This window comes from Rubrobacter marinus (assembly GCF_011492965.1).
Lineage (GTDB): Bacteria > Actinomycetota > Rubrobacteria > Rubrobacterales > Rubrobacteraceae > Rubrobacter_F > Rubrobacter_F marinus.
Genome location: NZ_CP045121.1, coordinates 52084 through 77167, shown reverse-complemented (window position 1 = coordinate 77167; position 25084 = coordinate 52084). Strand labels below are relative to the sequence as shown.

Below are 25084 nucleotides of genomic sequence, written 5' to 3'. Positions count from 1 at the left end.
GTGAACCGGGGAAGCGACGAGCGTCCGGAGCCGCTGAACGTCCGGGACTACGAGCGCCTGGCACGGGAGGCCATGCACCCTGCGGCCTGGGCCTACTACTCGGCCGGGGCCGGCGACGAAGTCACCCTCCGCAGGGAGCGCGACGCCTTCGAGAAGCTCCTCCTCGTCCCGCGCGTGCTGCGCGGCGTGGACCACGCGGATACCTCCGCTTCGGTGCTCGGTGCCCCCATACGAGCGCCGATCATGGTCGCGCCCACGGGCGTGCAGGGCCTGGCCCATCCCGAAGGTGAGTGCGCGACCGCCCGGGGAGCCGGAGAGGCCGGGACCCTGATGGCGGTAAGCACGGTCTCCTCGCGGCGCCTCGAAGACGTCGCCGCGGCCGCGACGGGACCGCTCTGGTTCCAGCTCTACGTCTACGAGGGCGCCCGGCCCTTCGCCGAGACGCTCGTGCGGCGGGCGGAACGCGCCGGGTACGGCGCGATCGTGCTGACCGTCGACGCCCCCCGCTGGGGCCGGAAGGAGCGCTTCCTGCGCGTCGAGGACGAGCTGCCCCCCGGTGCCAGTGCAGTCAGCATCGAGGAGGAGCTGGGCGAGGAAGCCCGCGAGCCCGCCGCGCTCACCCCGGAGGACGTGGCGTGGTTACGGTCATCGACGGGGCTGCCGATCGTCCTGAAAGGCATCCTCCACCCCGAGGACGCGGCGCTCGCGGTAGAGCACGGCGTCGAGGGGGTCGTGGTCTCGACCCACGGCGGGCGCCAGCTCGACGGCGTCCCCGCGAGCGTGGAGGCGCTGCCCGCCGTCGTGGAGGCGGTCGCGGGCCGCGCCGAGGTCTACATGGACGGCGGCATCCGGCGCGGGACCGACGTACTCAAGGCGCTCGCCCTGGGGGCGCGGGCCGTCTTCGTGGGCCGTCCCGTGCTCTGGGGGCTCGCCGCGGACGGCGCCGCCGGCGTGGGGCGAGTCCTGGAGATGCTGCGGGAGGAGTTGGAGCTCGCGATGATCCTCGCCGGCCTGCCGGACCTCGAGAGCGTCGGTCCGGATCTCGCCCGGAAGGGGTAGGGGCACCAGTCTAGCCCTTGCTGGTACAATCTCCGGCATGCTCCAGGAGCTCTACAAGGAGATAGTCCTCGACCATTACCGTCGCCCCCGACACCGGGGCGAGCTCGAGAACGCGGACCTTCGCGAGCACCTCCTCAACCCCCTGTGCGGTGACGAGGTGACGGTCTACGCCAGGTTCGAGGAGGACAAGCTGGCCGAGGTAAGCTTCACCGGACGCGGATGCTCCATCTCGCAGGCCTCGGCCTCCATGCTCACCGAGCGCCTCTCGGGCAAGAGCCGCGAGGAGGCCGAAGGGGAGATAGAGGCGTTCCTGGAGATGATGCGCACCGAGGAGAACGAGGAGCTCGGCGACCTCGCGGCGCTCAAGGGCATCATCCAGACCCCGAACCGCATCCGCTGCGCCACCCTCGCCTGGACCGCCTTCAAGAGCGGCCTCCGCGGCGGGGGAGAGTAGCCCCCCGCAGCACGGGAGACCCGGGGCGAACGCGGCACCACCCCGTGGTGCAAAGCCCGGCTTATCCAGGACACGCGCCCAGAACACAGGCTCCGGCCTCGTTTCTACGGCCGGCGCTGCGCGTCCGTGCGGGAGAGTAGGAAGCGCTGGTGCTCGGAGGCGCCCACCGATAGCCGTCATCCGATTGTGTAGACCACCAGGCGAAACCTTCGTCCCTGGAGGCAGCCGCCCCGCTCGGTGGCCTTCTTAGCCGAAGGCGCCGACGAGGGCGCAGGGGGAGCCGAGGAGGAATGAGAGGGAGAAGGTGATGGAGAAGAAGACGTTCTCCTCGGAAGTGTAGGTGTAGAGGCGGCCGTAGTGGAGCATCAGGAGGGCCGAGGGTACCGCTATGCCGCCCATGAGGACGGCGGTGACCCTGAGGGTGTTGAGGGTGCCCATCTGCTGGAAGACGCCCGGGGCGTTGAGGAGCAGTAGCCCGAACCAGTCCATCGCGAGCATGAGCGAGATGCCGAAGACGATGAGGAGCGCCCAGAAGACGCGGCGCGAGAAGAGCGGGCCCTTCGGCCGGGCGTGCGGGTCCTCCTTGACCTCCTCGAAGAGCGTCCCTGGGGGACGCTCGAGAAACTTTCTGAAGCTTCCAACGGGTCTCATCGTCCGCGTATGGTACCCCACGAAGGGCGGAAGCGAGCTCGATCTCTACGAGCGGAGGAAGCCGCCCTCGGAGTGGATGACCTGCCCGGTGATCCAGGCGGCCTCGTCGCCCGCGAGAAAGGCCACGAGCCTCGCGGCGTCCTCGGGCGCGCCCACCCGGCCGGAGGGGAACTTCGCGGCGAGCTCCCGCTCCAGGCCGTCGTCCATCCAGCCGGTCTGCGTCGGGCCGGGGTTGACGGCGTTCACGGTTATGCCCCTGTGCCCGACCTCGGCGGCGAGGGTGCGGGTGAAGGCCTCGATCCCCCCCTTCGTCGCGGCGTACGCGAGCTCCCCCACCATCGGCCCGAGGGCCTGGCCGCTGGTCAGGTTGATCACCCTGCCCCCGCTCCCCGCCTCGAACCCGCGGGCGAACCCGACGGAGAGGAGCGCCGTGGCCCTCAGGTTGACGGCGTAGTGGGCGTCCAGGGTGGCGGCGTCGAGCCCCTCGTACCCGTCGCGGGTCGAGTGCGCCGCGTTGTTGACCAGGATCGAGGGCGGCCCGAGCTTCTCCGCAGCGGCGTCGAGGAGCTCCTCCGGGGTCTCGGGCCGCGAGAGGTCGATCTCGACCCCCTCGGCGCGCACCCCAGCGCGGCGCAACTCCTCCGTGATCGCCGGTACCTCGCCCTCCTCGCCGGGGTTCATCCCGGCGTCGTAGGCGCCCCAGTAGGTGAACAGGACGTCCGCGCCCCCCTCGGCCAGCGCCCGGCAGATCGCCGCCCCTATCCCCCGGCGCCGACCCGCCCCGGTCACCACGGCCACGCGCCCGTTCAAGCCTCGCTCCATCCCTCCATCGTAACCCGACCCCGGAGGATGGGGTCCCGGCCGGCTCCGTCGCTCGTGTGATCCAGGTCAAACGTATGGTGTAGAATGGCCCTTATGACGGTTTTTCGCTACGAGCGGAAACAGTACCAGGAGGGTGAGTTCGTCCGCCATCGGGACGCGGCCCCCGGCGACGGGCTCGACCCGGTGGTGCGCATCGTCGAGGACCTCGGCACGATCGAGGTGCCCTGCGGCAAGGTAGACTGCCGGGCGAACTGCGTCGAGTACATCGTCCAGGCGGCGCGGCGCAACTCCCGCGAGAGCTACGCCCTGGCGGAGTGCAAGATCTCCCCGCTCGTAAACATCATCTAGGACCCGCCGCCACGCAAAGCTCGGCCTCCGCCCCGCAACGAGGCATACGCGCCCCGGAACCTACCTCCAGTCTCGGCTCGAACGTTTTCTCTACAAGCCCGCGCCGGGAAGTCGCGCGTTGATCGGCCGGCATCTCAAATCCGCTCCCTCCGGGGTGAGGAACCGAGGTGGCGGTGGCGCTGGTAGGCGGCGATGCTCTGCGGTCGAGCGCTCTAGAACTCGTCCTCGATGACCCTGGCGCGGTTCGGCGTGGCGCTCGCGGGGCGTCCGGCGGCGTAGACGCGGTAGAGGAAGCTGCCGCCGAGGGGCGAGAGGAAGAGGCCGGCGAGCATCGCGGGGAGCATGTCCCGGGCGAAGGTCCAGGCGACGAGGAGCGGGGTGCCGGGGCTGAACTGCGAGCTCCTTATGAGCGTCAAGGGGTCGAGGACGCCGCCGGCGGGCAGGAGGCCGAAGCCGTAGGCGCCTATCGTGAGCAGGGTCGAGATGAAGCCTATAAAGATGGCGAACCCGAAGCTCAGGGCGAGCGACTTGCCGAGGTCGGTCCCGCCCCGGGGATCTGGCCGGTCCCCACGTTCGCCCGGGAGCCCCTGCGCCGGAGCAGGAAGGCTCCGAAGAGCGGCCCCCGATGATTCCCGCGAGGAGGCCCGAGAGCATGTAGATGGTGGCGAGGGTGGTGAGGTTCCCCTCGGAGCTATCGCCGCCGGCGAAGAGCAGGATCACGGGGTCGGGAACAGGGACTTTATGAGGGTGAAGCCGAAGCCGTAGACGGCCCCGAAGCCCAGAAGCTTAGCGTACAAGTTCTTTCTCCTTACTGGCGGCGCGCTCCACGAACGGGCCGAAGATGGGCCCGGGCAGGAGCCCGCCGACGAGGGTATGAGCGAAGGCCAAGAGGGCCACGAAGAAGCTGCCCGGGAAGGTCCCGGGGCTTTTCAAGACCGGGAGCTCGACGGCGTCTTGATGCGCGAAGCCGGAGATGGTCGGCGCCGTTGCCGCCCAGAGCAAGGGCGCCGCGAACGCCCCGCCCAAGAGGCCCTGGACGGCCCGAAGCGGCAGGAGACGGTTTGGGGCGACGGCCGTCATCCGGTCCCCCCCGCGGACAACCGGGAGGCGCCGCGATCCCCCTCGCGCACCATCCGGAGGATCACCGCGCCCACGAGGGGCGAGAGCAGGAGCCCGGCGAGGGCCGCGTAAGCGAAGACCACGCCGGCCGCGAGCGCGCTCTGCAGAAAGATATCCGGGCTCGTAAACAGGGCGGAGATCCTGGCCGGAGCGGCGGGCGAGAACCCGGTCATGGTCGCCGTCAGGGCGAGCCAGATCGAGGGCGCGGCGAGCGCCGCTGCGACGAGCCCGTGCAACGACCCCGTGCCGGAGGCGGCGGCCCAGCCACGCCCCGGCTCCCGCCGGCGGCCCGCCCCGCGGCCGGCGACGAGGGCCCCGGCCGCCCCGCTCAGCGCAGAGCATATAAGGGCGGCGGCGAGGAACGGGCTCAGGGCTAACCCGTCGAAGGCTAGTGCCGACGGCAGGAGCGCCAGCCCGAGCCCATAGAGGGCTCCGAAGAGGATCAAACGGTTGCGCGAGCTCACGGACATCGCAACATAAGGTATCTCTCGGAGCCGTCCGGGACAGCGAGGCCGTTCACGGGGCGGGGCGCGAACGGCGTATCTTCCCCCCTTACTCCACCCCTTCGCCCGCGGAGCCTTCGGGCTCGGTCACCCAGACCGTCTTGATGTTCACGAACTCCTTGATGCCGAAGTGGGAGAGCTCGCGCCCGTAGCCCGAGTTCTTCACGCCGCCGAAGGGGATCTCCGGGGTCGACTCCGTCATGCGGTTCACGTAGACCATGCCGGCCTCGATCCCGTCGATGAAGCGCTCGCGCTCGGCGGGATCGTTGGACCAGACGGAGGAGCTGAGGCCGAAGGGCGTGTCGTTGGCGATGCGCAGGGCCTCCTCGGCGTCGCGGGCGCGGAAGAGCGAGGCGACGGGGCCGAAGAACTCCTCGGTGCGGGGCGGGGAGCCCTCGGGGATGTCGGTGAGGACGGTCGGCGGGTAGTAGTTGCCGGGCCCGTCCTGGGGCTTGCCGCCGGTCAGGACGCGGGCACCCGCCTCGACGCTCCTCCTCACTTGGTCGTCGAGGTCCTCGACGAGCTGCGGCATGGCGAGCGGGCCCATGTCGGTCCCCTCGTCCATCGGGTCGCCGACCTTGAGGGCCTGCATCTCCTCGACGTAGCGGCGCTGGAACTCGTCCGCTATCTCCTCGTGGACGATGATCCTCTTGGCGTTGATGCAAGACTGGCCGTTGTTCAAGGTTCTCGAAGTCACGGCCGTCGAGATCGCCTGGTCGAGGTCGGCCGACGGCATCACGATAAACGGGTCGCTCCCGCCGAGCTCCAGGACGGAGGGTTTGATCTGCTCCCCGGCTTCGTGCCCGACCTGCCGCCCGGCCCCCTCGCTCCCGGTGAGCGTCGTCGCCCTGACGCGCGGGTCGTCGATAATCGCCTGCACCGCCGAGGAGCCGACGAGGAGCGTCTGGAAGGCCCCCTCGGGGAAGCCCGCCCGGCGGACTATGTCCTCGATCTTGAGGGCGCACTGGGGCACGTTCGAGGCGTGCTTCAGCAGGCCCACGTTACCCGCCATGAGCGCGGGCGCGAGGAAGCGGAAGGCCTGCCAGTACGGGAAGTTCCAGGGCATGATGGCGAGGACGGGACCCAGGGGCTGGTAGCGGACGAAGGCCCCCTCGAGCTCCGCGGGCTCGTCGGCGAGGAACTTCTCGGCGTTCTCGGCGTAGTAGCGGCAGCCGCGGGCGCACTTGACCGCCTCCGCCTTGGCCGAGACGAAGGTCTTGCCCATCTCCAGCGTGGCGATGCGGCCGAGCTCCTCCTGCTCCTCCTCCAGAATCTCCGCCGCCCGCATCATCCAGCGCGACCGATCGGCGAAGCTCGTGTTGCGGTACTCGCGGAAGGTCTCCGCCGCGAGCCGTAACTTGCGGTCTATCTCCTCGTCGGTGAGGGGATCGAAAGCCTGAATCTCTTCCCCGGTCGCCGGGTTGACGGTTGCTATGGCCATGGACCACTCCTCTTCCTAGCGTACTCGCCCCAGAATATACCCCCTGCGCCCGGCACCGGAACCGCGCCTGCCCCGCCCATGCCCGACGCGGCGAGAACCGCGCGGCGCCGTCGCCGCGAGACGCGGCGGCTTCCCATCGAAGGTGGTTTCTACCGTTGCGCCGCGAGACGGTGCGCCTCAGCAAGATGCTGACCAGCGCGGCGACAGGGGCTTGCCCGGGTCGGCGGCCGTGCCGTGTAAGAGGTCGGTGGCTGAGACCGTAGCGGGTGGTCTACCCCACCGCGCCCGTCACCCCTCCTGTCGCGCGTCTTCCTTCTCGCGGGCCTGGGCCGCGCCGACGAGGATGTCCAGGGCCTTGCGGACGGTCTCCAGGTCCTCGGTCGAGAGGCGTTCGAGGAGCGGCTCCGAGAGGCTACGCCAGGAGGTGACGAGCTGCTCGATCAGGAGCCGCCCGTCTTCGGTGGCCCGGACGAGGACGACGCGGCGGTCCTGCGGCTCCATCATGCGCTCCACGAGGCCGCGCTCCACGAGGCGGTCCACCAGCACGGTCGCGTTGGAGAAGGAGCCGCCCAGCTTGCGGGCCAGCTCGCGCATCCGGATGGCGTCCTCCTCCGAGATCAGGAGCAGGGCCTTGAGCTGCGGCGTGGACATGTTCAGATCCAACCACGGGCCCGCGTCCAGCACCGCCCGGTAGTGGATGAGCTCGTCCTGCAGCCTCAGAACCTTTTTTACGGTATCGCTTTTAGCCATGGGCAAAATACTACTACCGTCACTAATTTTTGTCATCAATCGTATGGTTACAAAGAAGCGTCGTTCGGCCCAATTTTTGCGCCGCTGCGGGTAGAATCATTCTCCGTGAAGGGGAGAGGCGACGGGGCGACGGACGAGGCGAGGACGACGCGGAGGGAGGCCCGGCGCGTTCTCGAGGAGAGGGCGCGCGCGGCGGGCTTCGACCTCGTCGGCGTGACGGGCGCTGAGCCCTTGAAGAGGGGCGGGGAGCGCCTGACGGAGTGGCAGGAGGCCGGGATGGCGGCGGACATGGGCTTCATGCACCGCCCGGCCGGGCTTCTCGCGGACCCGAAGAGGTTGCAGAAGAGCGCCCGGAGCGTGGTCTCCCTGGGCGTCTCCTACTATCCGGGGGACCACCCGGCGGACGAGGGCGGCGGGCGGGTCGCGAGGTACGCGTGGGGGCAGGACTATCACGTCGTCATCAAGGAGCGGCTGAAGGCGCTCCGGGCGGAGCTCGAGGAGGCGCTGGGGTGCAGGATCAAGGCGCGTGCGTTCACGGACGCGGTGCCGCTCCTCGAGCGCTCGGCGGCCCAGCACGCGGGGCTCGGGTTCTTCGGGCGGAACTCGTGCCTCATCAACGGCCGCATAGGCTCGTACTTCTTTATCGCCGACCTGATCGTGGACCTCGACCTGGAGCCGGACACAGAGGGCGAGGGCACCTGCGGCAAGTGCGCCCGTTGCATGCAGGGGTGTCCGACCGGCGCCATCAAGGCTCCCGGCGTGGTGGACGCGCGCCTGTGCATCTCGTACCTCACGATCGAGAACAGGGGGCCCATCCCGCGCGAGCTGCGCGCAAAGGTCGGGGACTGGGCGTTCGGCTGCGACGTCTGCCAGGAGGTCTGCCCCTACAACAAGCGCAAGGCGACGGTGAGCTCCTGGCCGGAGTTCTCCGCAGGGGCGGGGGCGGGGCCGTACCTGGAGATCCCGGAGGTCCTGGGCATTCGGGACGACGAGGAGTTCGAGGCTCGCTTCGCCGGGACGCCCCTCACGCGGCCCGGCCGGGCCGGGCTGCTCCGCAACTGCTGCGTGGCGGCCGGCAACCTCGGGCTCGGGGAGGCGGTCCCGGCCCTCGTCCGTTGCCTCGCCGAGGACGAGTCGGCGCTCGTCCGGGGACACGCGGCGTGGGCTTTAGGCGAGATCGGCGGCGGGGCCGCCGCGGAGGCGCTCGAGGCGGCGCTCGGGGACGAGGCCGAGGCCTCCTGCCTCGAAGAGATAAGGCTCGCGCTCGAAAACATCGCCTCGCCCGTCGGTAAGAGTGGGTTAGAATAAGGAAACCATGGCGGAGCAGATCAACTACTACCGTATCCTCGGCGTCCCGCGCTCGGCGAGCCAGTCCGAGATAAAGGCGGCCTACAGGAGGCTTGCCAAGGAGCGCCACCCCGACCACTCGGGCGGGAGCGAGACGGAGTTCAGCCAGTTGCAGGAGGCGAACGCCGTCCTCTCCGACCCGAACCGGCGCCGGCGCCACGACGAGGCGCTGGACCTCGCCCACGCCGCCGACCAGCTCGCCGGCCTCAACCTCGACTTCGGCTCCCTCGACGACGAGGTCTCCAGGAAGCGCCGCGAGCGCGAGGAGCGCGGCACGTCCGAGGGTGGACCGAGCCTCGGCGAGCGCCTGCGCAACAGGTTCCGCAAGGAAGAGCCGGAGGAGCCGTCCGCGCGCCGGAGCGAGCCGTCGTCCGGGCGGGGCCGCTACCGGGGCGCGCCGGCGCGAGAGGCGAGCTGGTACCAGCCGCAGGACTTCGACCCCGAGCCGATCACCTGGCGGTCCGGGGCCCTGAGCTTCTTCGGCGCCCTCATCGCCTTTCTGGTGGTCGGGCAGATCGGTCTGTGGGCGACCGGGCTCAACAACCCGCCCGCCGTCCTCGACCCGGGGGTCACGGCGCTGGGACCGCTGATGTTCGTCCCCTACACCCTCGTCGGGCTCCTCGCCGCCTACCTCGCCTACAGGGCCGCGGGCTGGGCGGCACTCGCGCTCGTCTTCGTCGCGGCGCTCGTCGTCGGCGGCTCGGGCGGGCCGGACGGCCTGCTCCAGTTTGTCACCCTCGGCATAGTGCTGCTGCTCATCGTGGTCTACCTCGGCAACCGCCGCGACGAACGCAGCCGCCGGCGCTAGCCTCCCCGGTTAGCGCCCTACCGCCCATCCGAAACGCCCGGTGGCCCGTGCGAGCGACAAGGCGCCTTCTACGATCGGGCCCCCGGGGAGCCCTCGGGTGGGGAACGTCGTCGCATCGTGGGTAAGATAGCGTCTTTGGACGCGTTCTAGAGAGGGCGGCTTCTACCATGGATAGCGCGGAGATACAGAGCTTTATCGCATCTTTCGAGGAGCGGATGGCGCCGGTGGAGAAGGCGTCGGGCGAGGCCTACTGGGTTCTGGCGACCACGGGCACGGAGGAGGCGAGGGGGGAGGTCGTGCGCGTCGGCAAGGAGTACAACGCCCTCTTCGCCGACGGGGACGAGTTCGAGAAGCTGAAGGGCTGGTACGAAGGGCGGGATGCCGTGGAGAGCCAGATTCTGCGCCGACGGCTGGAGATCCTGTACAAGACCTTCGCCGGACGACAGGGCGACGAGGCGACCCTGACGCGCGTGGAGGAGCTCGAAGCCGAGGCCAACGCGATCTACAACAACCATCGGGGAAGGGTCGGGGGCAAGGAGAGGAGCGAGAACGAGCTGCGCACCATCCTGCGCTCCTCGGACGACGCCGCCCTCAGGCAGGAGGCCTGGGAGGCTTCGAAGTCCGTCGGCAGGCCCGTCGAGGGGACCGTCAGGGAGCTCGCCCGCCTCAGAAACAAGCTCGCCCGGGACGCCGGCTATCCGAACCACCGCGTGCGCGCCCTCGACCTCCAGGAGATCGAGGTCGAGGCCCTCGACCGGCTCATGGACGACCTGGAGGCCACGACCCGCGGCGCCTTCGAAGGGTTGAGGGGCGAGATCGACGATCACCTCAAGAGGAGGTTCGGGGTCGAGCGGGTCATGCCGTGGCACCTGTCCGACCCCTTCTTCCAGAGCTGCGCGCACGAGATCGCCGCCCTCGGACGCTCGGAAGGGGGGCCCGGAGCCGACGCGGACCGCTACTTCGAGGGGAAGGACCTCGAGGCCCTGACCCGCGAAACCTACGACAACATGGGGCTGGAGGTGCGGGACGTCCTGGCCCGGAGCGACCTCTACGAGCGCCCCGGCAAGAGCCAGCACGCCTTCTGCATCCCCATAGGGAGGGACTACCCCTACGACGTCAGGGTGCTGGCGAACGCCGAGCCGGACGCGTACTGGGCGGACACCATGCTCCACGAGTTCGGCCACGCCGTCTACGACAAGCACATAAACCCCAGCCTGCCGTACCTCTTGCGCTCCGTCGCCCACACCAGCACCACCGAGGCCATCGCGCTCATGATGGGCTCCCTGGCGAGCGACCCGGCCTGGCTCTCCTCCGTCGCCGGCGTCCCGGAGGACGAGCTCGACGCCGACCGCGAGTACCTCTTCAGGAGCGCCCGGGCCGACAAGCTGGTCTTCGTCCGCTGGGCGCTCGTGATGTACCGCTTCGAGGCCGCCCTCTACGAGGACCCCGACCGCGACGACCTGAACCCCTTGTGGTGGGACCTCGTCGGGGACCTTCAGCTCCAGGAGCGCCCGCCCGGGCGCGACGAGCCAGACTGGGCGGCCAAGATCCACGTCGCCGTCGCCCCGATCTACTACCACAACTACGTTCTCGGCCACCTCACCGCCGCCCAGCTGCGCCACCACCTCGAGGAGCGCGTAGCCGGCAGGCCGTTCTTCCGCAGCGAGACCGCGGGCCGCTACCTCCAGGAGGCGATCTTCGGCCCCGGCGCCCGCAGCGACTGGCAGGAGACCGTCCTCCACGCCACGGGGGAGAAGCTCGACCCGGGCTACTTCGCGAAGTCCCTGCGGTAGCCCTCGTCCGAGCGGCCCCGCCATCTCGCGGAACCCCGGGCCAAGGAAGGGTTCCGCGGGCCTCGGTCCGCCGCAGCAACCGCCCCGTCCACGAGCAATGCGCCCGGTCCAGGGTAGCGGGGCCGCCGGACGCAGGTCGCGAGGGTCGCGCCGCTCGAAGTCCGTACCTCGGGAGCCCGCGTACTTGTACGCGCCCCGCCCTTTCCATAACCTTTCACGAGGCGGGTTACTGGAGCGGCCGTTCGCGGGCCGCCGCGTGACAATCTTCGGGAAGGGGCGTGCGCGATGAGACAGGTGGAGGGTTCCGTGATGCTGGTGACGGGCTCGACGGACGGCATCGGCAAGGAGACGGCGAGGCGTCTGGCGGAGATGGGCGCCACCGTCCTCGTCCACGGCAGGAGCCGGGAGCGGGGCGAGGAGGCCCTCGAAGAGCTCCGCGAAGGGACCGGCAACGAGAACCTCCGCCTCGTGGTCGGCGACCTCTCCTCCATGGCGCAGGTGCGTGACCTGGCCGAGCAGGTCCGGTCGGAACACGACGGGCTGGACGTCCTGATCAACAACGCAGGGGTGGTGGCGGAGGAGAGGACGGAGACGGAGGACGGCTACGAGCTGACGTTCGCGGTAAACCACCTCGCGCCGTTCCTGCTCACGAACCTGCTCCTCGACGAGCTGAGGAGGGCGGCGCCCTCCCGCATCATCACGGTCAGTTCCATCGCGCACGGGGGCGCGCGGATCGACTTCGACGACCCGAACCTGCGAAGCGGCTACTCCATGAACAGGGCCTACGCGCGCTCCAAGCTGGCGAACCTCCTGTTCACCTACGAGCTCGCCAGGAGGCTCGAGGGGACGGGGGTGACGGCGAACGCCCTGCACCCCGGCGTGATCGGCACGAAACTATTAGCCACAGGCTTCGGGGGCGGCGGATCCTCCGTCGAGTCGGGGGCGGAGACGTCGGTCTACCTGGCGACGAGCCCGGAGGTGGAGGGGGTGACGGGCAAGTACTTCCGCGGGCGACGGGAGGCAGAATCTTCCCCCGCCTCCCACGACGAGGAGGCCCAGCGAAAGCTCTGGGAGCTCAGCGAGCGCATGGTCGGCCTGGCCTGATCCCCGCCGGGTAGCCCACGTGGAACCACGGGGCACCTCCGCCCGGAACACGCCGGCGCTCTACAGCCTCGGCTCCCGGTTCTGGCCGACGAGGTCCGTGCCGAAGCTGTGGTCCTCCTCGCCCACGGGCTCGAAGCCCTTCTGTTCGTAGGGGCGACGAGCGGCTTCGAACATGCCGCTAGTGCATAGCCAGGGCTACCGGAAGTCCTGGCTACCGGCGAGGCGTCTGCACTCCTCGACGAGGCGCGTCGGGGCAGGAGGAGATAGGGTAGGGAGCATGCTGGATCACGGTATCTTCGACGCCCATCTGCACGTGATCGACCCGCGTTTCCCGCTGGTGCCGAACCGGGGCTACGTTCCCGACCCTTTCACGGTGGAGGACTACCTGGAGCGGGTGGAGCCGCTCGGCGTGGTCGGTGGGGCCGTCGTCTCGGGCTCCTTCCAGGCGTTCGACACCTCTTACCTGCTCGATGCCTTGAAGGGGCTGGGTCCGTCGTTCGTGGGCGTCGCCCAGTTGCCGGTCTCCGTGCCGGACGAGGAGGTGCTGAGGCTGCACGAAGCGGGCGTGAGGGCGGTGCGCTTCAACCTCGAGCGGGGCGGCTCGGAGACGCCGGGGAACCTGGAGCGGCTCGCGAAGCGCGTCTACGAGGTCTCCGGCTGGCACGCGGAGCTCTACGCGGACTCCGTCCATCTGACGAAGCTGGAGGAGATGCTCGCACGCCTACCGAGATTGAGCATCGACCACCTGGGACTCTCGGTCTCCGGGTTCCGAACGCTGCTGAGGCTCGTGGAGCGAGGTGCGCGGGTCAAGGCGACGGGCTTCGGCCGGCTCGACTTCGACCCGGGCGCGGCGATGCGCGAGATCTCCGCCGCCAACCCCGACGCGCTCATGTTCGGGACGGACCTCCCCTCGACCCGCGCGCGCAGGCCCTTCCGCGACGAGGACGTCCGGACGGTGATCGAGGCCCTCGACGAAGACCTGGCGAGAAAAGCCCTCCTCGACAACGCGGCGGAGTTTTACAGGCCGGGCACAGCCCGTGCCGGCCGAGGGAGCTAGCACCCGGCCCGGTCTCGATGCAGTGTGCCGCTGGTAGCACAGGCCGCGTACCGACGGCCGGGGATGAAGGGGCAGCGGCTGCGTTCGTCCAGGTCTCTGCGTCGATCTTCCGGTGTAGGAGCTGCAGCAGGGTACGCTATGCTCAGGCGTTGTAGGACTTTCTCGGGTTTGGAGTACGATCCTGTCGGGACGGGTCGGGGTTCTCGACGAGGGTGGTCGAACCCGCGTGGTGCCGGAGAGAAGCGAGCGAAAGGCTGTGTGGTGGTCGAGGACGCTGGTGGGTTGGAGCGTGTGGCGGAGGGCGGATGCCAGTGCGGGGCCGTCAGGTTGCGGGCCGCCGGCAGACCGTCGACCGTGGTCTACTGCTACTGCGTGGATTGCAGGCGTGCGACCGGAGCCCCCGTCTCGCTCTTCGCCGGGTACCGGACCGGTCAGGTCGAGGTCGAGCGAGAGAAGCTCAAAGCTTATGCCTCCTCCCCGGAGGTCGTCAGGTCCTTCTGCGCGGAGTGCGGGACGCCGGTCTCGTACGAGGACGAGCGCCTGCAGGGTGAGATCTACGTCCACGTGGGCGTCTTCGAAGACCTCAAGCCCTTCGAGCCGGAGGCTCACAACTGGTTCTCCCAGAAGCCCGGATGGCTCGCCGTTCAAGACGATCTGCCCAGGTTCGAGGAGAGCAGCGTTCCGAGGTAAGGCCGCGCGGGGGACGGAGCCCAACGTCGCGCCGCTGCGCCGGGACGGTTAGCTGCCCCCCTCGTCGCGCTTGCTGAAGAACCAGCCCTCGGGGTGATCCCTCTCCGCCACCCTCGACGCGAGCATGCGGACGAGCGACGAGACGTGCTGGCCCGAGATCGTGAGGTCGCCCTCGGTGATCCCGGGTAGCTCGTAGAACAACCTCCCCACCTCGTCGAGGTGGTAGAGGATGCGGGCCTCTTCCTCCGTCGCCCCCGTATCCTTCATCCGCGCTGCCATCTCCTGCCTGCCTTCTTCCATACCTGCTCCTCCCGAATCGCTGTACTCCGCGGCACCGACGTGGGATCCACCGCTCGAACGCTCACCGGCACGGCCCTGCCGGGCGGGGCGTCCACGGTCTCTGCGTCTGCTCCGTCGTCCCGGCTCCTTCCGCCGGCCCGAAGGGCGTTGCGAACACCCACCGGTAACCGCGGTTTCTCTACCCTCCGTCCTTCGTTCCCAACTCGGATCCGGGGCGTCGCGCCCGGCAGGGCCGCGATGGTGTGCGCCGGGGCAGAAGCTACGAGTCGCCGGCGGGGCGGTAACATTGGGGCATGTTGATCCCGGACAGGACCGGCATCGTGATCGGCTACAGGACGTGGCGGGTGATCCCGAGCAGGTGGATCTCCCCCTCCGAGAGCCTCCACGCCCAGACGGGCCACAAGGGATGGTCGACGACGGGACCGACGGTAGCCGCCTGCCCGCCGCGGGTGCAGGCCGACCCCGGCAAGCCGCTGCTCGTGCGGAGCGCCTGCGGCACCTCCCCCGAGTTCGGCTGCTCGTGCGGGCTGTACGCGGGCTACGAGCCCTCCGCCGAGGCGCAGCCCCTACCCTACGTCGCGGGCAGCGTGCTGGCGTGGGGCCGGGTGGTGCACCACGAGAGGAGGTCCTTTTTCAGGGCCGAGAAAGCCCTCCCCGTGGCGTTCGTGAGGCCACGCATCGGCGGGGGGATGTTCCCCGAGGAGGCGGAGGCCAAGATCCTGCGCGTGGCCGAGGAGCTGGGCGCCGCGATGGTCGAGGGCCCGGAGGAGCTGCGCGAGTACACGGAGAGGGAGGCGATGGGATGGTAGGGGTAAGAGCGGGCGGCGAGGAGAAGCCGGAGCGCGAGGAGATCGTGGAGCCGCTGGTCGAGCCGACGCCCGAACGCCGCAGGGAGCGCCGCGAAGATCCGGCCCCGGAGAAAGTCCCGGCCAGGGAGCCCGAGAAGGCGCCGGCGTAGGACCGGCACGGACGACGGACACGACGGGATCGCCCACACGAAGCGCTCCCTGACGAGGACGTCGAACGCGATGACGGGGCAAGGTTCGACGGACCGTGCTTTTGGAAGTTATCAGACGGGTTACTCGTTGCCGCGACGATGCCGCCCATAGCCCGGCTATCGTGCCGACGGACCCTCAGGTCGCCAGGTACGGCGTGGTGGCGTAGGCCGTCAGGCCCTGCGCCGGGGCCGTCTCGCCCAGCTCCATCCGGAGCCGGTCCCGGCGTCCGACGAAGCCGAACTCGCGGAGCAGTGCGTGCGCCGGGCTCCCTTTCGGGGCCGGGAGCGAGACCTCGACGGACCGGCCGCCGTCGGTCTCCAGGGCGCGGGTGAGCAGGGCCCTGGCTACGTCCGGCGAGGAGGCCATGAAGGGCCCGACCCTGACGGTGGCGCCGGAGGCGCTCCGCACGAGGTAGCCCCGGACCCTCCCCGATGCGTCCCGGGCGACGAGCCCCCAGCCCGGGTACTGCCTGAGGGTAGCGAGGATGATCGCCGAGCGATCCGCGCCGTAGGACCACAGGTCCACCCCGTAGAGCTCGGGCAGGTCCCCGAAGGACAGCGGCGCCACCCGCAGCCCCTTCTCGCCCCCGGTCCCCGGCCCGCCGAGGTGCCGGTCTCCCCGGAGACGGGCGGCGAGGACTCCCCCCTCCAGCCGGTACTCGGTGCGGGCGAAGACGGGCGCGAAGCCCATGGAGCGGTAGAGCCCCTCGGCGGCGCGCGTCGAGTCGAGCCTGACGGAGCGTACCCCCCGGGAGAGCAGGTAGGAGACGGCCCATCGGGTGAGCCGGGAGCCCAGGCCGTACCCGCGGTGCCCGTGGTGGACGGCGAGGTGGCAGAGTATCCCCACCTCTCCCAGCGGCACCGCCCCGACCATCCCGACCACGCCGCCCTTGCCCCCGTCCTCGGCGACGGCCCAGCGCGCCTCGTCCATCCCCCGCAGGAGCTCGAAAGCCCGCGGGTCCCCGGACCACCGCACGGTCTCCCGCAACTCCAGTATGCGCCGCAGGTCGACGTCGTCCATGCGCCGCACGAGGACGCCGGATGCCTCCTCGACGGTGTTCCGGCCGTCGCGATGCCGCTCACGGCCCCGTTGCCAATATTCCTTTGAGTAAGCCGACAAGGTTCCCCGAAACAAAGATCTCGCTAGACAGGTACCCGGCGCGAACGCTCCAGAAGAACGTTCGGTAGCCCCGATCGACCCTCCCTACAGGGCCGGCCGGGCGAGGACGGTCGGGGATCCGCCCCGGAAGAAACGCTCGTAGGGCACTGTAAGATCCTCGCTCACCCCGCTACTCTACAACACGGCCGCCGGCGGCAACAAACGCCAAGGCTGTAATGCGACTTGCTAGAGGAGTTCCTGCCCTAAAGAGCACCCTTAGTGCAAGTTGAAGCGTTTTTGTTACAATGATTCGTTGTAACTATTTAGCGTATAAAACAAGAAGTCGGAGGCAAGGTGCGCGCCACGCTACAACCGGGTTTGACGAACAGGCTGACCAAGTACTTGAGGGTCACGCAGCAGCTTATAGAGGAGGGCCGCGACGCGGTCTCGAGCAAGGAGCTCGGCGACTTCACGGGGATCAACCCGGTCCAGGTCAGGCGGGACCTGAACGCGATCGGCTTCTCCGGCACCCGGGGCGTGGGCTACCAGGCCTACGACCTCGTCGAGGCGGTCCGGGCGATCCTCGGCCTCAAGCAGACCTACAACATCGCGCTCGTCGGCGCGGGCAACCTCGGCAGCGCCATCGCGAGCAGCACCATCCTGCCCAAGCGCGGGTTCGTGATCCACGACGTCTTCGACAACGACGGGGACAAGATCGGCCGCACCGTCGGCAACATCGTCGTCAAGCACATCGACGAGCTGAAGAAGAGCGTCGGCGAGGCGGACGAGATCATCGGCATCATCGCGACCCCCTCGGCCTCCGCCCAGGAGGTCGCCAACTTGATGACCGACGCCGGCATCCGCGTCATCCTCAACTACACCGACGTCCTCCTCCACGTCCCCTACAACGTCGAGGTCCACCGCATAGACCCGACCGCCCAACTCATGCACACCCTCTACTACCTCACCCAGGTCGGCGGAGAAGCGGCTTCGTAAGCAACACCCGCAACCAACCGTAATCGCGCGGTCCCCCGGAGTTTGCCCGGGGGACCGCGCTTTTCTTTCGCAACAGGGAACGCGCCAGGGCGCAACTCGCCACACCGAAGGACACCTTGTTGACCACCTGAGTTAAACGCCTGAGGGTTAGAAAAAAGGAAGAGCCCGGGACGCTCTTAGGGGTGATAGGTGGGGAAAGGGAAAGGAGGAGAAACGCCCCGGGGCTCTTTAATTGTGTGTCGATCTGGTATCGCACCAACCGACCGGGAGAATATACCCCCCTCGCCACACTTTGTAAACCAATTGGAACTCGAAAAAGTGAGGATATTCGCTTCGACAGCCCTCAGGAGGCTCACAGAGCGGCGACGCCGCACAGCATAGTGGGTAGCGCTCTCTAATTGAGTAGCATATGTTGCGACGTAGCGAAATACTCGATCTATGAGGAGATCTCGTGCCGCAGATCCAGCGGCACAGCGTGAAGAGACGATGTAGAGGGAGCAATCCGAGCGGTCATCTCTTGCGGGTACGCCCTACGCCAGAGCGCTTCGGGTTAACGGCGTGGTAGGCCTCTCGCTTCTCGGTGGTCTCGCTGGCGCTCGTGCTCCTTGTCGTAAGAGCGGTCGTGTGCTCGTCGAGCGCTCATGTAGCCCTTGGCCCTCCCCGAGTTCAGCGCTCGGGGAGGGCTTTAGATCCACTACGCCCTGTACATACTTTACGTTTAGTTAATAGTTGTTTTAGAAAGGAATGTCGTCGAAATCCTCTTCGTTGAGGTCCACGTCGTCGCGCCCGCCGCCACCGCTGCGGGCGCCGGCGCCGCTGCGGCTGCGCTGGCCGCCGCCACCGCCGCCGTTGGAACCGTCCCCGTCGCCGCGGCCGCCGAGAAACTGGACGTTGTCGGCCACCACGTCGACCTTGCTGCGCTTCTGGCCGCTCTCGCGGTCCTCCCAGGAGCGGAACTGCAGGCGGCCCTCGACCAGGATCGGGTCGCCCTTCTTCTTGTAGTTGGCGATGGTCTCGCCGAGCTCGCGCCAGGCGGAGATGTCGAAGAAGTCGACCTCCTCGGACTTGGAGCGGCGCCGGTTCACGGCCAGCCCGAAGGAGCAGACCGGGATGCCGTCGTTCGTGAACCTGAGCTCGGGGTCCCTGGTGAGGTTACCCGCCAGGATCACGCGGTTGAAGCTGACCATGTTCTTCGTCCTTTCTCTTCTCTCCACGTCAGTCTACAGGGATGCCCCTGCTTCTCAAGGGGCTACTCCTTGCCGTTAACTTAAGGGAGGGGCGACCCGGGGGCGTCGTTCCCGAGGGATGATGTTCAGGGCTCGGTGACGGCCACGTCGGCCTTGTTGTCCTTTATGGTGACGATCACGTCCCCGTGCTCGTCGTTGCGGAAGACCTTGGCGCCCACGGTTTGCAGGCGCCTGAGCGTCTGCGGCGTGGGGTGGCCGTAGGAGTTGTCCTCGCCCACCTGGATGACGGCGATCCTGGGCTTGAAGCGGCTCAGGAAGAGCGGGGTCGAGGAGGTGTTGGAGCCATGATGGGTGACTTTGAGGACGGTGAGGGGGCCCGTGTGGGGGCCGACGCTCATGTACTCCTCGCCCTTCTTCTCGGCGTCGCCGGCGAGCAGGACGCGGGCGGTGCCGAAGGTCAGCAGGATGCCGACCGAGTTGTCGTTCGTCTCGGAGAAGAGGGCGCCGGGCGGCGGCGAGATGACGTCGGCCTCCGTCCCGCCCCAGTCGTAGACGTCGCCGCTGCGGGACTCCTCCACGGTCGAGCCCTCGTCCCGGACGCCGCGGAGAAACGAGTTATAGGTCGCCGTCCCCTTCGGGTCCCCGGAGAGGTAGACGGTCGAGACCTCGAAGGCGTCGAGTACGTCCACGAAGCCCCCGATGTGGTCTGCGTCCGGGTTGCTGACAACGATGCCGTCGAGCTTCTCGACCCCGCGGCTCCGGAGGAAGTCCACGACGTTCGGGCCCTCCTGGGGCTTGCCGGCGTCCACGAGGTAGCTCTTGCCGCCGGACTGGACGAGGACCGAGTCCCCCTGCCCCACGTCGATAAAGCTGACGACCAGAGCGCCCGCCGGGGGCGGCTGGCTCCCGGCTCCCGGCGAGAGCGCCGAGAGGGGCTCGCAGCCGGTGAGGGCGGCGACGACGAGGAGCAGGAGTACCACGGGCGGGAGGCGGCGGGGCGGGTTCAACAGAGTTGCCGGTCGGCGCTACTCGCGGCCCTCGGCGGGGGTGAGGCGGTCGATCCACTCGTCGGCCTCGGCGCGGGTGAGCTCGGAGAGGGATTTCCCGATGCGGCCCTCGAGGCGGGCGACCCCGTTCTCGCCCCTGAGCTCCTCGGCGAGGGTGCGGAGCAGGTCTACCTGGGACTTCCGGGCCTTCTGCGACGCCTTAGAGCCGCCCCCGCGGGGGGCTTTCTGGGACTCCTCGTCTCCCTCTTCCTGCTCCTGGGCGGCCCTGCCGTTGGGGCCGGGCGCGCCGGCCTCTCCCGGCCTCCGCGGCCGGCCGCTCGCGGGCGCCGGATCTGGGGACGCTCTGGAGGCCGCGCGGCTGCGGGGGGGCCTGAGGCGCCGGGGCGTCGTCGCCGTCGGAGAGCTCTTCCAGGGCCGTGGCCCCGACGTTCACGGCGTCGCGCAGGGCGCGGGCCTTCGCCCGCGTCTCGGCCATGCGGATGATGTGCGGGATTATGCCGCGCCCCACGTTGTCGGGGCTGGCGTCGCCGATGCCGGAGAAGGTCCGGCCGTCCTCCATCTCGACCGTCGCCTTCACCACGGCGACGTTGCCGTTCTCGCCCGTCGGGACCTGTACGAGGTCCGTGTCGATGCCCTTGAGGCCGCGGGCATGGGCCTCGTCGAGGAGGCCAGCAAACAGGACATATTGCTTCCCCTGACGCGTGATCATGAACTCGTCGCGCATGGCTCTAGCGGCCCTCCCGTGCCGCGGTCTCCCGGTAGTCCTCGCCCTCGAGGGCGACCCACTCGCACATCGCGATTATGCGGCTTGCCGTCCGGTCGCCGAGCTGCTCGGCGAGGTCCTTCGGGCCGATGTTGGAGGTGAAGATCGTGGGCAGCGCCTCCCTGTAGCGGTGGTTGACGACGACGAAGAGCCGCTCGCGCACCCACGCGTTCGGCTTCTCGGCGCCGAGGTCGTCGAGGACGAGGAGGTCGGCGTTCTTGACGGCGTCCATCCACTCGTCGATGTCGCGCCCCGGGTCGTTGTACGCCCCGCGCAGGTTGTCCAGAAACTCGGGGACGGTGACGAAGAGCGACGGCACCCGGCGGCGCCGGATCAGCTCGGTCATGATCGCGACCGCGAGGTGGGTCTTCCCCGTTCCCACATCCCCGCAGAGGTAGAGCCCGCGGCCCTCCTCCCGGTTGTCCTCCCAGCCCCTCAGAAACTCCTCGGCCCTCTCGACGGCCCTGGCGGCGCTCGCCCCGACGTAGGGCTTGAAGTTGTCGAGGGTGTAGCGCTTGAGGCGCTTGGTGAGGCCGCTCTTCTCCTTGAGGGAGGCCACGCGGGCGTCGCGGCGCATAAGCTCCCACTCCCGGCGCTCGTTCTTCGCCTCGCACTCGGGGGTGCAGGGGTGGTAGTACCACTCGCCCGTCTTCCCGTACTTGCGCTGCAGGGCGGGCGGGAACTCGAAAAACTCGGCGGCGAGCTCGTTGCCGCAGTGGGGGCAGACCTGATCGTCGAGCCTGAGCGCCGAGCCCTCGTGACCGGAGCCCCTCTTCCTACTCGCCGAAGAGCCACTCATAGCCCTCCCGGCGTCGGGCAGCAGATCCCCTATCGGTTCCATCGCTCACCCCCCCTCGCAGCTTGAGGGCCCCGCCCCTGACGGCGCCGCTCTCGGCGACCAGGCGGAGCTTGCGGTCCTGCTCGAAGCGCTCCACGTCCGCGACGGTCTTGACGCCGCGCTCGACCCAGCGCTCCAGGATGCTCCTGACGTAGCCCACCCGGCGGGCGTCGCGCTCGCTGGCTATCTTCAGGGCCTCGATCACCGCCTCCGTCTCCACGCCGTCGCGCTCCGTGTACCCATTCAGAAACTCCAGTATGTGAGGCGCCGGCAGCGTCCCCATGTACCGGAAGTAGTCGTCCGGCGAGACCCCCTCGGGCTCCGCGCGCATCACCTCGATCTCCCGAACGACGGGGCCGTCGTGTACGGCACCCGCGGCCTCCGCGACTCCGGCCGCACCATCGCGCGAGCCGCGCGCGACGGGCGGGTGTTCGAGGACCTCGAACCAGCCCTCCCTCTCGACCGCGAACCCGTGCTCCACCAGCACCCTCAGGGAGGTCTCGACGCTCTCCGGGCTCGAGCGCAGAAGCTCGGCCAGTTCTGTGAGATCCACGGCGTCGTTCCCCACGTCGGGGAGGAGACGCAGGAGCTCGTAGAGGGCGACGGCCTCGGCGCCGAGGTGCGGCATCCAGCGGACGTAGAGGCGCGCTTTTGCGCCCCGCTCCCGTTTCTCCCCCGGAGGTGTAAGCCGAACCCGCTCCATGCCGCCGCAGTATAGCGGCCGGAGCACCGGCCCTCCACGGCAGATTTCGGAGGCGGCCCGAGGAGGGCACCGTTCGTCCTAGGTGGAGAGCCCCCCGATGGGGACGAGGGTCTGCTCCGAGACCGAGAGCAGGAACGCGGTCAAGAGGATCCCGAGCACCAGCCCGAGGACCCCCGCGACGATGGCGGCGACGCCGGCCCTGCGGGAGCCCTTCACGTAGCCCACGACCACGAGCGCGACCCCGAGAGGCCCGAAGAGTATGGGTACGATCACCAGCGCTACGACGCCCGAGACGATGCCCGCGATCGCCCAACCCCGGCCCGCACGGCCGCGCGGGGTCTCGTCTGGAGGGCGTGGCTCGGTCACGGCGCCGGGGGGGCCTTACCCTTCGCTGGAGCCCGGTTCCCTGGCGGGGAGCTCGCGGTCGTCGCCGCCCACGCCGGGGATGACCTGGTTGACGAGGAGCCCGGCGAACATGGCGAGTATGGAGACGACGATGGTGGCGACGCCGAGCCTGCCGGCGCCGAGAAAGTAGCCGAGGATGCCCAGGCCCACGCCTATCGCGCCGCCGGAGATCACGTCCACGCCCACGCCCACGAAGATGGTGGCTACCGCGGAGCCCAGGGCGATGACCAGGCCCAGGGCGCAGACGAGCGTAGCGACGCCCGACTTGGCGTTCTCGGCGCGGGCCTCGAGATCCTCGCCGCCCCCGGTCCTCCCGCTCCCCGTGTCCCTCTCGCTCAAGTTCGGTGCCCCCCCGTGCCGGTTCTGTGGTCGACGAAGATACTTCTACGGAGCGCCTAGTATAATCCCCGTCCTGTGAAGCCCATCGTATTCGAGAGCACACTCCCCGGCACCAACGAGGTCTTCGGCCCCGACGGTTCGCCGCGCCCCATCTACGGGCCCGTCTTCGACGAGCTGGAGAGGACCGGACCGGCGCGCTGGAAGGAGAACCTCGGGCGCGCGCACGGGCTGCTCCTGGAGGAGCAGCACGCCTTCGGCATCCGGGAGGGGGACAAGACCCACCCGACGGACTGGTTCCCCCGCGTCGTCCCGGCGGCGGACTGGGAGCGGCTGGAGCGCGGCCTCGTGCAGAGGATGCGCGCGATCAACGAGTTCCTGCGCAGGCTCCAGGCCGGCAAGGACGAGGTCGTACCGAGGGAGATCCTGGAATCCAGCATCCTCTACGACACCTCCACCCCGAACCGTTTCGGGCCCGTTCCGGTGCGCCAGATCGCCTTCGACGTCGTCGCCGTCGAGAGCACGCGGGCGGGCCAGACCGGGGGCTGGGAGTACGTGGTCCTCGAGGAGAACGCGAAGATGCCCGTCGGCCTCGCCGCCATGACCAGGCGGCGGCGCATGGGCCACGAGGTCTTCTTCCCCGAGGCGCTGAAGAACCTGCCGGTGCGCTCCCTGAGTGGCTGGCTCGCCCGGCTCGGGGACTCCCTGAGGGCGGCGTCGCCGAAGGGGCCCGAGGCGACCCTCGCGGTAGTCTCCAGCGGGCCGGCAGATCAGTTCTACCTCGATCACCACATCTACGCTCAGGAGATGGGCGCCGTCCTCGCCGAGACGAAGCACCTGGCCTTCGACGGCGACGGGTACCTCGTCCACGAGCCGTCCGGGCGCCGCATAGACGTCATCTACGAGCGCGTCGACGAGGACAAGCTCTACGCCGACCTGCCGGAGCTTCTGAACTGCCACGTCGAGGGCAGGGTCCACGTCCTGTTCGCGCCGAACTCCGAGGTCGTCGACGATAAGGGGGTCGGGGCGTTCGTGCCCGAGATGATCCGGACCTACCTCGGCGAGGAGCCCCTCATAGAGACCGCCGAGACGTGGTCCCTCGCCGTCCCCGAGGAGCGGGAGTACGTGATGGAGCACTTCGGGGAGCTCGTGGTGAAGAGCCGCGGGGGCTACGGCGGCAAGGAGGTCATGATCGGGCCGGAGGAGTCGAAGGAGTCCATCGAGAAGTTCCGGCGCGTCGTCGAGGGGAACCCGGTCGAGTACATCGCCCAGCGCATGATCGACTTCTCGACCCACGTCATCTGCGAGCCGGATGCCGAGAACGACGCCTTCGACCTCACCGACTCCTTCGCAGACTACCGGATGCTCGCCCTCGCCCCTGACCCGGAGGACCCGTCCGTCGTGGAGGTGGTGCCGGGCTCGCTGACGCGCGTCGCGGCCCCGGGCAAGCACATCGTGAACATCTCCAGCGGCGGCAAGATGAAGGACACCTGGGTCCTGGAGAGGTAGGCCCGCGTGGACTACGGGGAGATCGTCAAGAGCGCTTTCTGGATCTCCTTGCGCAACCGCTACCTGTGGTTCTTCGGCTTCTTCGCGGGCGGCGCCTCCTTCAACTTCCCCGGCGTCCCCACCGGCGGGGGCGGCAACTTCGACTCCGATCCCGGCAACTCGGACTTCTCCTCGGCGCTGGCCCTGCAAAGCGGTCAGAACGTCTTCGACAACACGGCCCTGATTCTGGGGATGGTCACCCTGGCGGTGCTGCTCGTGCTCGTCTTCCTGTTCTTCGCCCTCGTCTCGCAGGGGGCGCTCGCCGAGAGCGTGGCGGCGGTGGACCGGGGGAGGCCCGGCGGTTCGGGTCCGCGTTCCGGGCGGGGCTGTCGAACTTCTGGCGCGTGCTCGGGTACTACGCGCTGTTCGTCCTGATCTCGCTGGTGCTCCTTCTCGTCGTCGCGCTGCCCTGGTCTTGCTCTTCCTGGGCGTCTTCGCCGCGACGGAGTCGGTGGGTGCTCGCGTGGGTTTCGGGGTGCTGGCGGGGCTCGCGGGCGTCCTGGTCCTGATCGCCCTGTTCGTCCCCTGTCCATCGTCGGGCAGTTCGCGCTGCGGCGGATCGTGGTGGACCGGGAGGGCGTCGTGGGCTCGGTCGGGGGCGGCTACCGGCTCTTCCGCCAGAACCTCGGGAGGAGCCTGATCGTGTGGCTTATCGGGATCGGGCTCGCCATCGGGGTCGGGCTCGCGCTCCTCATCGCGGCCCTGATCGTCGGCCTGATCCTCTTCCTCCCGACGATAGCCCTCGGGGTGGCCGGGTACCCCACCGCCGCGATCGCGGCCGGTATCGTCGCCGCCCTGATCCTGGTCCCGCTCCTCCTCGTGGCGACGGGCGCCTTCGGTACGTTCAGGCACGCCCTCTGGACGCTCGCCTACCTCCGCCTCACCTCCCGAGGCGCGCCGAACCCGCGACCCGCGATCTAGGGCCCGGCCGGGGGCAACCCTTCGGGGAAGGAGCCCGG

Annotated in this window: 31 protein-coding genes; 15 read left to right on the top strand and 16 right to left on the bottom strand. The window is 69.2% G+C overall.

The genetic code is table 11. The features are described 5' to 3' along the window. Entirely contained in the window at nucleotides 1-1059 is a 1059-nt protein-coding gene (locus GBA65_RS00425) for an alpha-hydroxy acid oxidase (protein WP_228281574.1), read from the top strand. A 37-nt stretch (nucleotides 1060-1096) separates the two neighbouring features. After that, nucleotides 1097-1513 (top strand): Fe-S cluster assembly sulfur transfer protein SufU, encoded by a 417-nt coding sequence (gene sufU, locus GBA65_RS00420; RefSeq protein ID WP_166394897.1) that lies wholly within the window; start codon nucleotides 1097-1099, stop codon nucleotides 1511-1513. Between the two features lie 246 nt (nucleotides 1514-1759). Here sufU and GBA65_RS00415 read toward each other — a convergent pair whose 3' ends face one another. Both GBA65_RS00415 and GBA65_RS00410 read right to left on the bottom strand, forming a co-directional pair. Next, nucleotides 1760-2164, bottom strand: a complete 405-nt coding sequence (locus GBA65_RS00415) for a hypothetical protein (protein ID WP_166394896.1) — start codon at nucleotides 2162-2164, stop codon at nucleotides 1760-1762. Between the two features lie 45 nt (nucleotides 2165-2209). Continuing rightward, a complete protein-coding gene (locus tag GBA65_RS00410) occupies nucleotides 2210-2986 on the bottom strand; it encodes an SDR family oxidoreductase (RefSeq protein ID WP_166394895.1) in 777 nt (258 codons plus the stop codon). Between the two features lie 93 nt (nucleotides 2987-3079). Here GBA65_RS00410 and GBA65_RS00405 point away from each other — a divergent pair, with 93 nt between their 5' ends. Continuing rightward, nucleotides 3080-3334 (top strand): hypothetical protein, encoded by a 255-nt coding sequence (locus GBA65_RS00405; protein WP_166394894.1) that lies wholly within the window; start codon nucleotides 3080-3082, stop codon nucleotides 3332-3334. Between the two features lie 212 nt (nucleotides 3335-3546). Here GBA65_RS00405 and GBA65_RS00400 read toward each other — a convergent pair whose 3' ends face one another. The 5 genes from GBA65_RS00400 to GBA65_RS00380 form a co-directional block, all read right to left on the bottom strand. Then, a complete protein-coding gene (locus GBA65_RS00400) occupies nucleotides 3547-3750 on the bottom strand; it encodes a hypothetical protein (RefSeq protein ID WP_166394893.1) in 204 nt (67 codons plus the stop codon). A 370-nt stretch (nucleotides 3751-4120) separates the two neighbouring features. Further along, a complete protein-coding gene (locus tag GBA65_RS00395; RefSeq protein WP_166394892.1) occupies nucleotides 4121-4414 on the bottom strand; it encodes a hypothetical protein in 294 nt (97 codons plus the stop codon). Continuing rightward, a complete protein-coding gene (locus tag GBA65_RS00390) occupies nucleotides 4411-4923 on the bottom strand; it encodes a hypothetical protein (RefSeq protein WP_166394891.1) in 513 nt (170 codons plus the stop codon). Before GBA65_RS00390 ends, GBA65_RS00395 begins: the two co-directional genes overlap by 4 nt. Nucleotides 4924-5005: 82 nt before the next feature. Beyond that, nucleotides 5006-6397 (bottom strand): NAD-dependent succinate-semialdehyde dehydrogenase, encoded by a 1392-nt coding sequence (locus tag GBA65_RS00385; protein WP_166394890.1) that lies wholly within the window; start codon nucleotides 6395-6397, stop codon nucleotides 5006-5008. A gap of 288 nt (nucleotides 6398-6685) precedes the next feature. Beyond that, nucleotides 6686-7147 carry a MarR family winged helix-turn-helix transcriptional regulator gene (locus tag GBA65_RS00380; protein WP_166394889.1) on the bottom strand — a complete coding sequence of 154 codons (462 nt, stop codon included), beginning with the start codon at nucleotides 7145-7147 and terminating at the stop codon, nucleotides 6686-6688. A gap of 105 nt (nucleotides 7148-7252) precedes the next feature. On the opposite strand from GBA65_RS00380, the gene queG reads away from it, so the two are divergent. The 6 genes from queG to GBA65_RS00345 all read left to right on the top strand — a co-directional run bounded on the left by queG (nucleotide 7253) and on the right by GBA65_RS00345 (nucleotide 13946). Beyond that, nucleotides 7253-8455, top strand: coding sequence for a tRNA epoxyqueuosine(34) reductase QueG (queG, locus tag GBA65_RS00375; RefSeq protein ID WP_166394888.1), 1203 nt, complete (start codon nucleotides 7253-7255; stop codon nucleotides 8453-8455). A gap of 7 nt (nucleotides 8456-8462) precedes the next feature. After that, the gene (locus GBA65_RS00370) at nucleotides 8463-9302 is read left to right on the top strand and encodes a J domain-containing protein (RefSeq protein WP_166394887.1); all 840 of its coding nucleotides are present in this window, start codon (nucleotides 8463-8465) and stop codon (nucleotides 9300-9302) included. Between the two features lie 167 nt (nucleotides 9303-9469). Continuing rightward, nucleotides 9470-11095, top strand: coding sequence for a M2 family metallopeptidase (locus GBA65_RS00365; RefSeq protein ID WP_166394886.1), 1626 nt, complete (start codon nucleotides 9470-9472; stop codon nucleotides 11093-11095). Nucleotides 11096-11380: 285 nt separating this feature from the next. Further along, the gene (locus GBA65_RS00360) at nucleotides 11381-12199 is read left to right on the top strand and encodes an SDR family oxidoreductase (protein ID WP_166394885.1); all 819 of its coding nucleotides are present in this window, start codon (nucleotides 11381-11383) and stop codon (nucleotides 12197-12199) included. 277 nt (nucleotides 12200-12476) lie between these two features. Continuing rightward, nucleotides 12477-13256, top strand: a complete 780-nt coding sequence (locus GBA65_RS00350; protein WP_166394884.1) for an amidohydrolase family protein — start codon at nucleotides 12477-12479, stop codon at nucleotides 13254-13256. Between the two features lie 291 nt (nucleotides 13257-13547). Then, nucleotides 13548-13946 (top strand): GFA family protein, encoded by a 399-nt coding sequence (locus GBA65_RS00345; RefSeq protein ID WP_228282027.1) that lies wholly within the window; start codon nucleotides 13548-13550, stop codon nucleotides 13944-13946. A 48-nt stretch (nucleotides 13947-13994) separates the two neighbouring features. On the opposite strand, the gene GBA65_RS00340 is transcribed toward GBA65_RS00345, so the two are convergent. Continuing rightward, complete coding sequence (locus tag GBA65_RS00340; RefSeq protein ID WP_166394882.1) at nucleotides 13995-14246, bottom strand: hypothetical protein; 252 nt, start codon at nucleotides 14244-14246, stop codon at nucleotides 13995-13997. A 293-nt stretch (nucleotides 14247-14539) separates the two neighbouring features. Here GBA65_RS00340 and GBA65_RS00335 point away from each other — a divergent pair, with 293 nt between their 5' ends. Further along, on the top strand, nucleotides 14540-15055 hold the full coding sequence (locus GBA65_RS00335) for a hypothetical protein (RefSeq protein WP_166394881.1): 516 nt from the start codon (nucleotides 14540-14542) through the stop codon (nucleotides 15053-15055). Then, nucleotides 15049-15204: a hypothetical protein gene (locus GBA65_RS00330; RefSeq protein ID WP_166394880.1), complete on the top strand. Its 156-nt coding sequence runs from the start codon at nucleotides 15049-15051 to the stop codon at nucleotides 15202-15204. Before GBA65_RS00335 ends, GBA65_RS00330 begins: the two co-directional genes overlap by 7 nt. 175 nt (nucleotides 15205-15379) lie before the next feature. On the opposite strand, the gene GBA65_RS00325 is transcribed toward GBA65_RS00330, so the two are convergent. After that, entirely contained in the window at nucleotides 15380-16264 is an 885-nt protein-coding gene (locus GBA65_RS00325; RefSeq protein ID WP_228282026.1) for a GNAT family N-acetyltransferase, read from the bottom strand. A gap of 432 nt (nucleotides 16265-16696) precedes the next feature. On the opposite strand from GBA65_RS00325, the gene GBA65_RS00320 reads away from it, so the two are divergent. Next, on the top strand, nucleotides 16697-17338 hold the full coding sequence (locus GBA65_RS00320) for a redox-sensing transcriptional repressor Rex (RefSeq protein ID WP_166394878.1): 642 nt from the start codon (nucleotides 16697-16699) through the stop codon (nucleotides 17336-17338). A 734-nt stretch (nucleotides 17339-18072) separates the two neighbouring features. On the opposite strand, the gene GBA65_RS00315 is transcribed toward GBA65_RS00320, so the two are convergent. The 7 genes from GBA65_RS00315 to GBA65_RS00285 form a co-directional block, all read right to left on the bottom strand. After that, nucleotides 18073-18552: a single-stranded DNA-binding protein gene (locus tag GBA65_RS00315; protein ID WP_228281568.1), complete on the bottom strand. Its 480-nt coding sequence runs from the start codon at nucleotides 18550-18552 to the stop codon at nucleotides 18073-18075. A gap of 98 nt (nucleotides 18553-18650) precedes the next feature. After that, entirely contained in the window at nucleotides 18651-19532 is an 882-nt protein-coding gene (locus GBA65_RS00310) for a ComEC/Rec2 family competence protein (RefSeq protein WP_166394877.1), read from the bottom strand. 199 nt (nucleotides 19533-19731) lie between these two features. After that, complete coding sequence (locus GBA65_RS00305; protein WP_207956015.1) at nucleotides 19732-20256, bottom strand: hypothetical protein; 525 nt, start codon at nucleotides 20254-20256, stop codon at nucleotides 19732-19734. A 4-nt stretch (nucleotides 20257-20260) separates the two neighbouring features. Continuing rightward, nucleotides 20261-21136: an AFG1/ZapE family ATPase gene (gene zapE, locus GBA65_RS00300; RefSeq protein WP_166394876.1), complete on the bottom strand. Its 876-nt coding sequence runs from the start codon at nucleotides 21134-21136 to the stop codon at nucleotides 20261-20263. Further along, complete coding sequence (locus tag GBA65_RS00295; protein ID WP_166394875.1) at nucleotides 21072-21863, bottom strand: DnaD domain-containing protein; 792 nt, start codon at nucleotides 21861-21863, stop codon at nucleotides 21072-21074. The genes zapE and GBA65_RS00295 overlap by 65 nt, the downstream gene beginning before the upstream one ends. Before the next feature lie 51 nt (nucleotides 21864-21914). Further along, nucleotides 21915-22202 (bottom strand): hypothetical protein, encoded by a 288-nt coding sequence (locus GBA65_RS00290; RefSeq protein WP_166394874.1) that lies wholly within the window; start codon nucleotides 22200-22202, stop codon nucleotides 21915-21917. A gap of 15 nt (nucleotides 22203-22217) precedes the next feature. Next, nucleotides 22218-22580, bottom strand: a complete 363-nt coding sequence (locus GBA65_RS00285) for a hypothetical protein (RefSeq protein WP_166394873.1) — start codon at nucleotides 22578-22580, stop codon at nucleotides 22218-22220. Between the two features lie 75 nt (nucleotides 22581-22655). Between GBA65_RS00285 and GBA65_RS00280 the strand changes: the two genes are divergently transcribed. The 3 genes from GBA65_RS00280 to GBA65_RS00270 all read left to right on the top strand — a co-directional run bounded on the left by GBA65_RS00280 (nucleotide 22656) and on the right by GBA65_RS00270 (nucleotide 25046). After that, on the top strand, nucleotides 22656-24086 hold the full coding sequence (locus GBA65_RS00280; protein ID WP_166394872.1) for a circularly permuted type 2 ATP-grasp protein: 1431 nt from the start codon (nucleotides 22656-22658) through the stop codon (nucleotides 24084-24086). Nucleotides 24087-24092: 6 nt separating this feature from the next. Continuing rightward, nucleotides 24093-24500, top strand: coding sequence for a hypothetical protein (locus GBA65_RS00275; RefSeq protein ID WP_166394871.1), 408 nt, complete (start codon nucleotides 24093-24095; stop codon nucleotides 24498-24500). 207 nt (nucleotides 24501-24707) lie between these two features. After that, the gene (locus GBA65_RS00270) at nucleotides 24708-25046 is read left to right on the top strand and encodes a hypothetical protein (protein WP_166394870.1); all 339 of its coding nucleotides are present in this window, start codon (nucleotides 24708-24710) and stop codon (nucleotides 25044-25046) included. Nucleotides 25047-25084 lie beyond the last annotated feature (38 nt).

Excerpts from the sequence above, each read along its gene's own strand:
- GBA65_RS00340 (WP_166394882.1), bottom strand. The coding sequence starts at position 14,246 with ATGGAAGAAGGCAGGCAGGAGATGGCAGCGCGGATGAAGGATACGGGG.
- GBA65_RS00330 (WP_166394880.1), top strand. The coding sequence starts at position 15,049 with ATGGTAGGGGTAAGAGCGGGCGGCGAGGAGAAGCCGGAGCGCGAGGAG.
- sufU (WP_166394897.1), top strand. The coding sequence starts at position 1,097 with ATGCTCCAGGAGCTCTACAAGGAGATAGTCCTCGACCATTACCGTCGC.
- GBA65_RS00415 (WP_166394896.1), bottom strand. The coding sequence starts at position 2,164 with ATGAGACCCGTTGGAAGCTTCAGAAAGTTTCTCGAGCGTCCCCCAGGG.
- GBA65_RS00350 (WP_166394884.1), top strand. The coding sequence starts at position 12,477 with ATGCTGGATCACGGTATCTTCGACGCCCATCTGCACGTGATCGACCCG.
- GBA65_RS00410 (WP_166394895.1), bottom strand. The coding sequence starts at position 2,986 with ATGGAGCGAGGCTTGAACGGGCGCGTGGCCGTGGTGACCGGGGCGGGT.
- GBA65_RS00395 (WP_166394892.1), bottom strand. The coding sequence starts at position 4,414 with ATGACGGCCGTCGCCCCAAACCGTCTCCTGCCGCTTCGGGCCGTCCAG.
- GBA65_RS00390 (WP_166394891.1), bottom strand. The coding sequence starts at position 4,923 with ATGTCCGTGAGCTCGCGCAACCGTTTGATCCTCTTCGGAGCCCTCTAT.
- GBA65_RS00405 (WP_166394894.1), top strand. The coding sequence starts at position 3,080 with ATGACGGTTTTTCGCTACGAGCGGAAACAGTACCAGGAGGGTGAGTTC.
- GBA65_RS00370 (WP_166394887.1), top strand. The coding sequence starts at position 8,463 with ATGGCGGAGCAGATCAACTACTACCGTATCCTCGGCGTCCCGCGCTCG.
- GBA65_RS00325 (WP_228282026.1), bottom strand. The coding sequence starts at position 16,264 with ATGGACGACGTCGACCTGCGGCGCATACTGGAGTTGCGGGAGACCGTG.
- GBA65_RS00380 (WP_166394889.1), bottom strand. The coding sequence starts at position 7,147 with ATGGCTAAAAGCGATACCGTAAAAAAGGTTCTGAGGCTGCAGGACGAG.
- GBA65_RS00335 (WP_166394881.1), top strand. The coding sequence starts at position 14,540 with ATGTTGATCCCGGACAGGACCGGCATCGTGATCGGCTACAGGACGTGG.
- GBA65_RS00365 (WP_166394886.1), top strand. The coding sequence starts at position 9,470 with ATGGATAGCGCGGAGATACAGAGCTTTATCGCATCTTTCGAGGAGCGG.
- GBA65_RS00385 (WP_166394890.1), bottom strand. The coding sequence starts at position 6,397 with ATGGCCATAGCAACCGTCAACCCGGCGACCGGGGAAGAGATTCAGGCT.
- GBA65_RS00360 (WP_166394885.1), top strand. The coding sequence starts at position 11,381 with ATGAGACAGGTGGAGGGTTCCGTGATGCTGGTGACGGGCTCGACGGAC.
- GBA65_RS00305 (WP_207956015.1), bottom strand. The coding sequence starts at position 20,256 with ATGCGCGACGAGTTCATGATCACGCGTCAGGGGAAGCAATATGTCCTG.
- zapE (WP_166394876.1), bottom strand. The coding sequence starts at position 21,136 with ATGGAACCGATAGGGGATCTGCTGCCCGACGCCGGGAGGGCTATGAGT.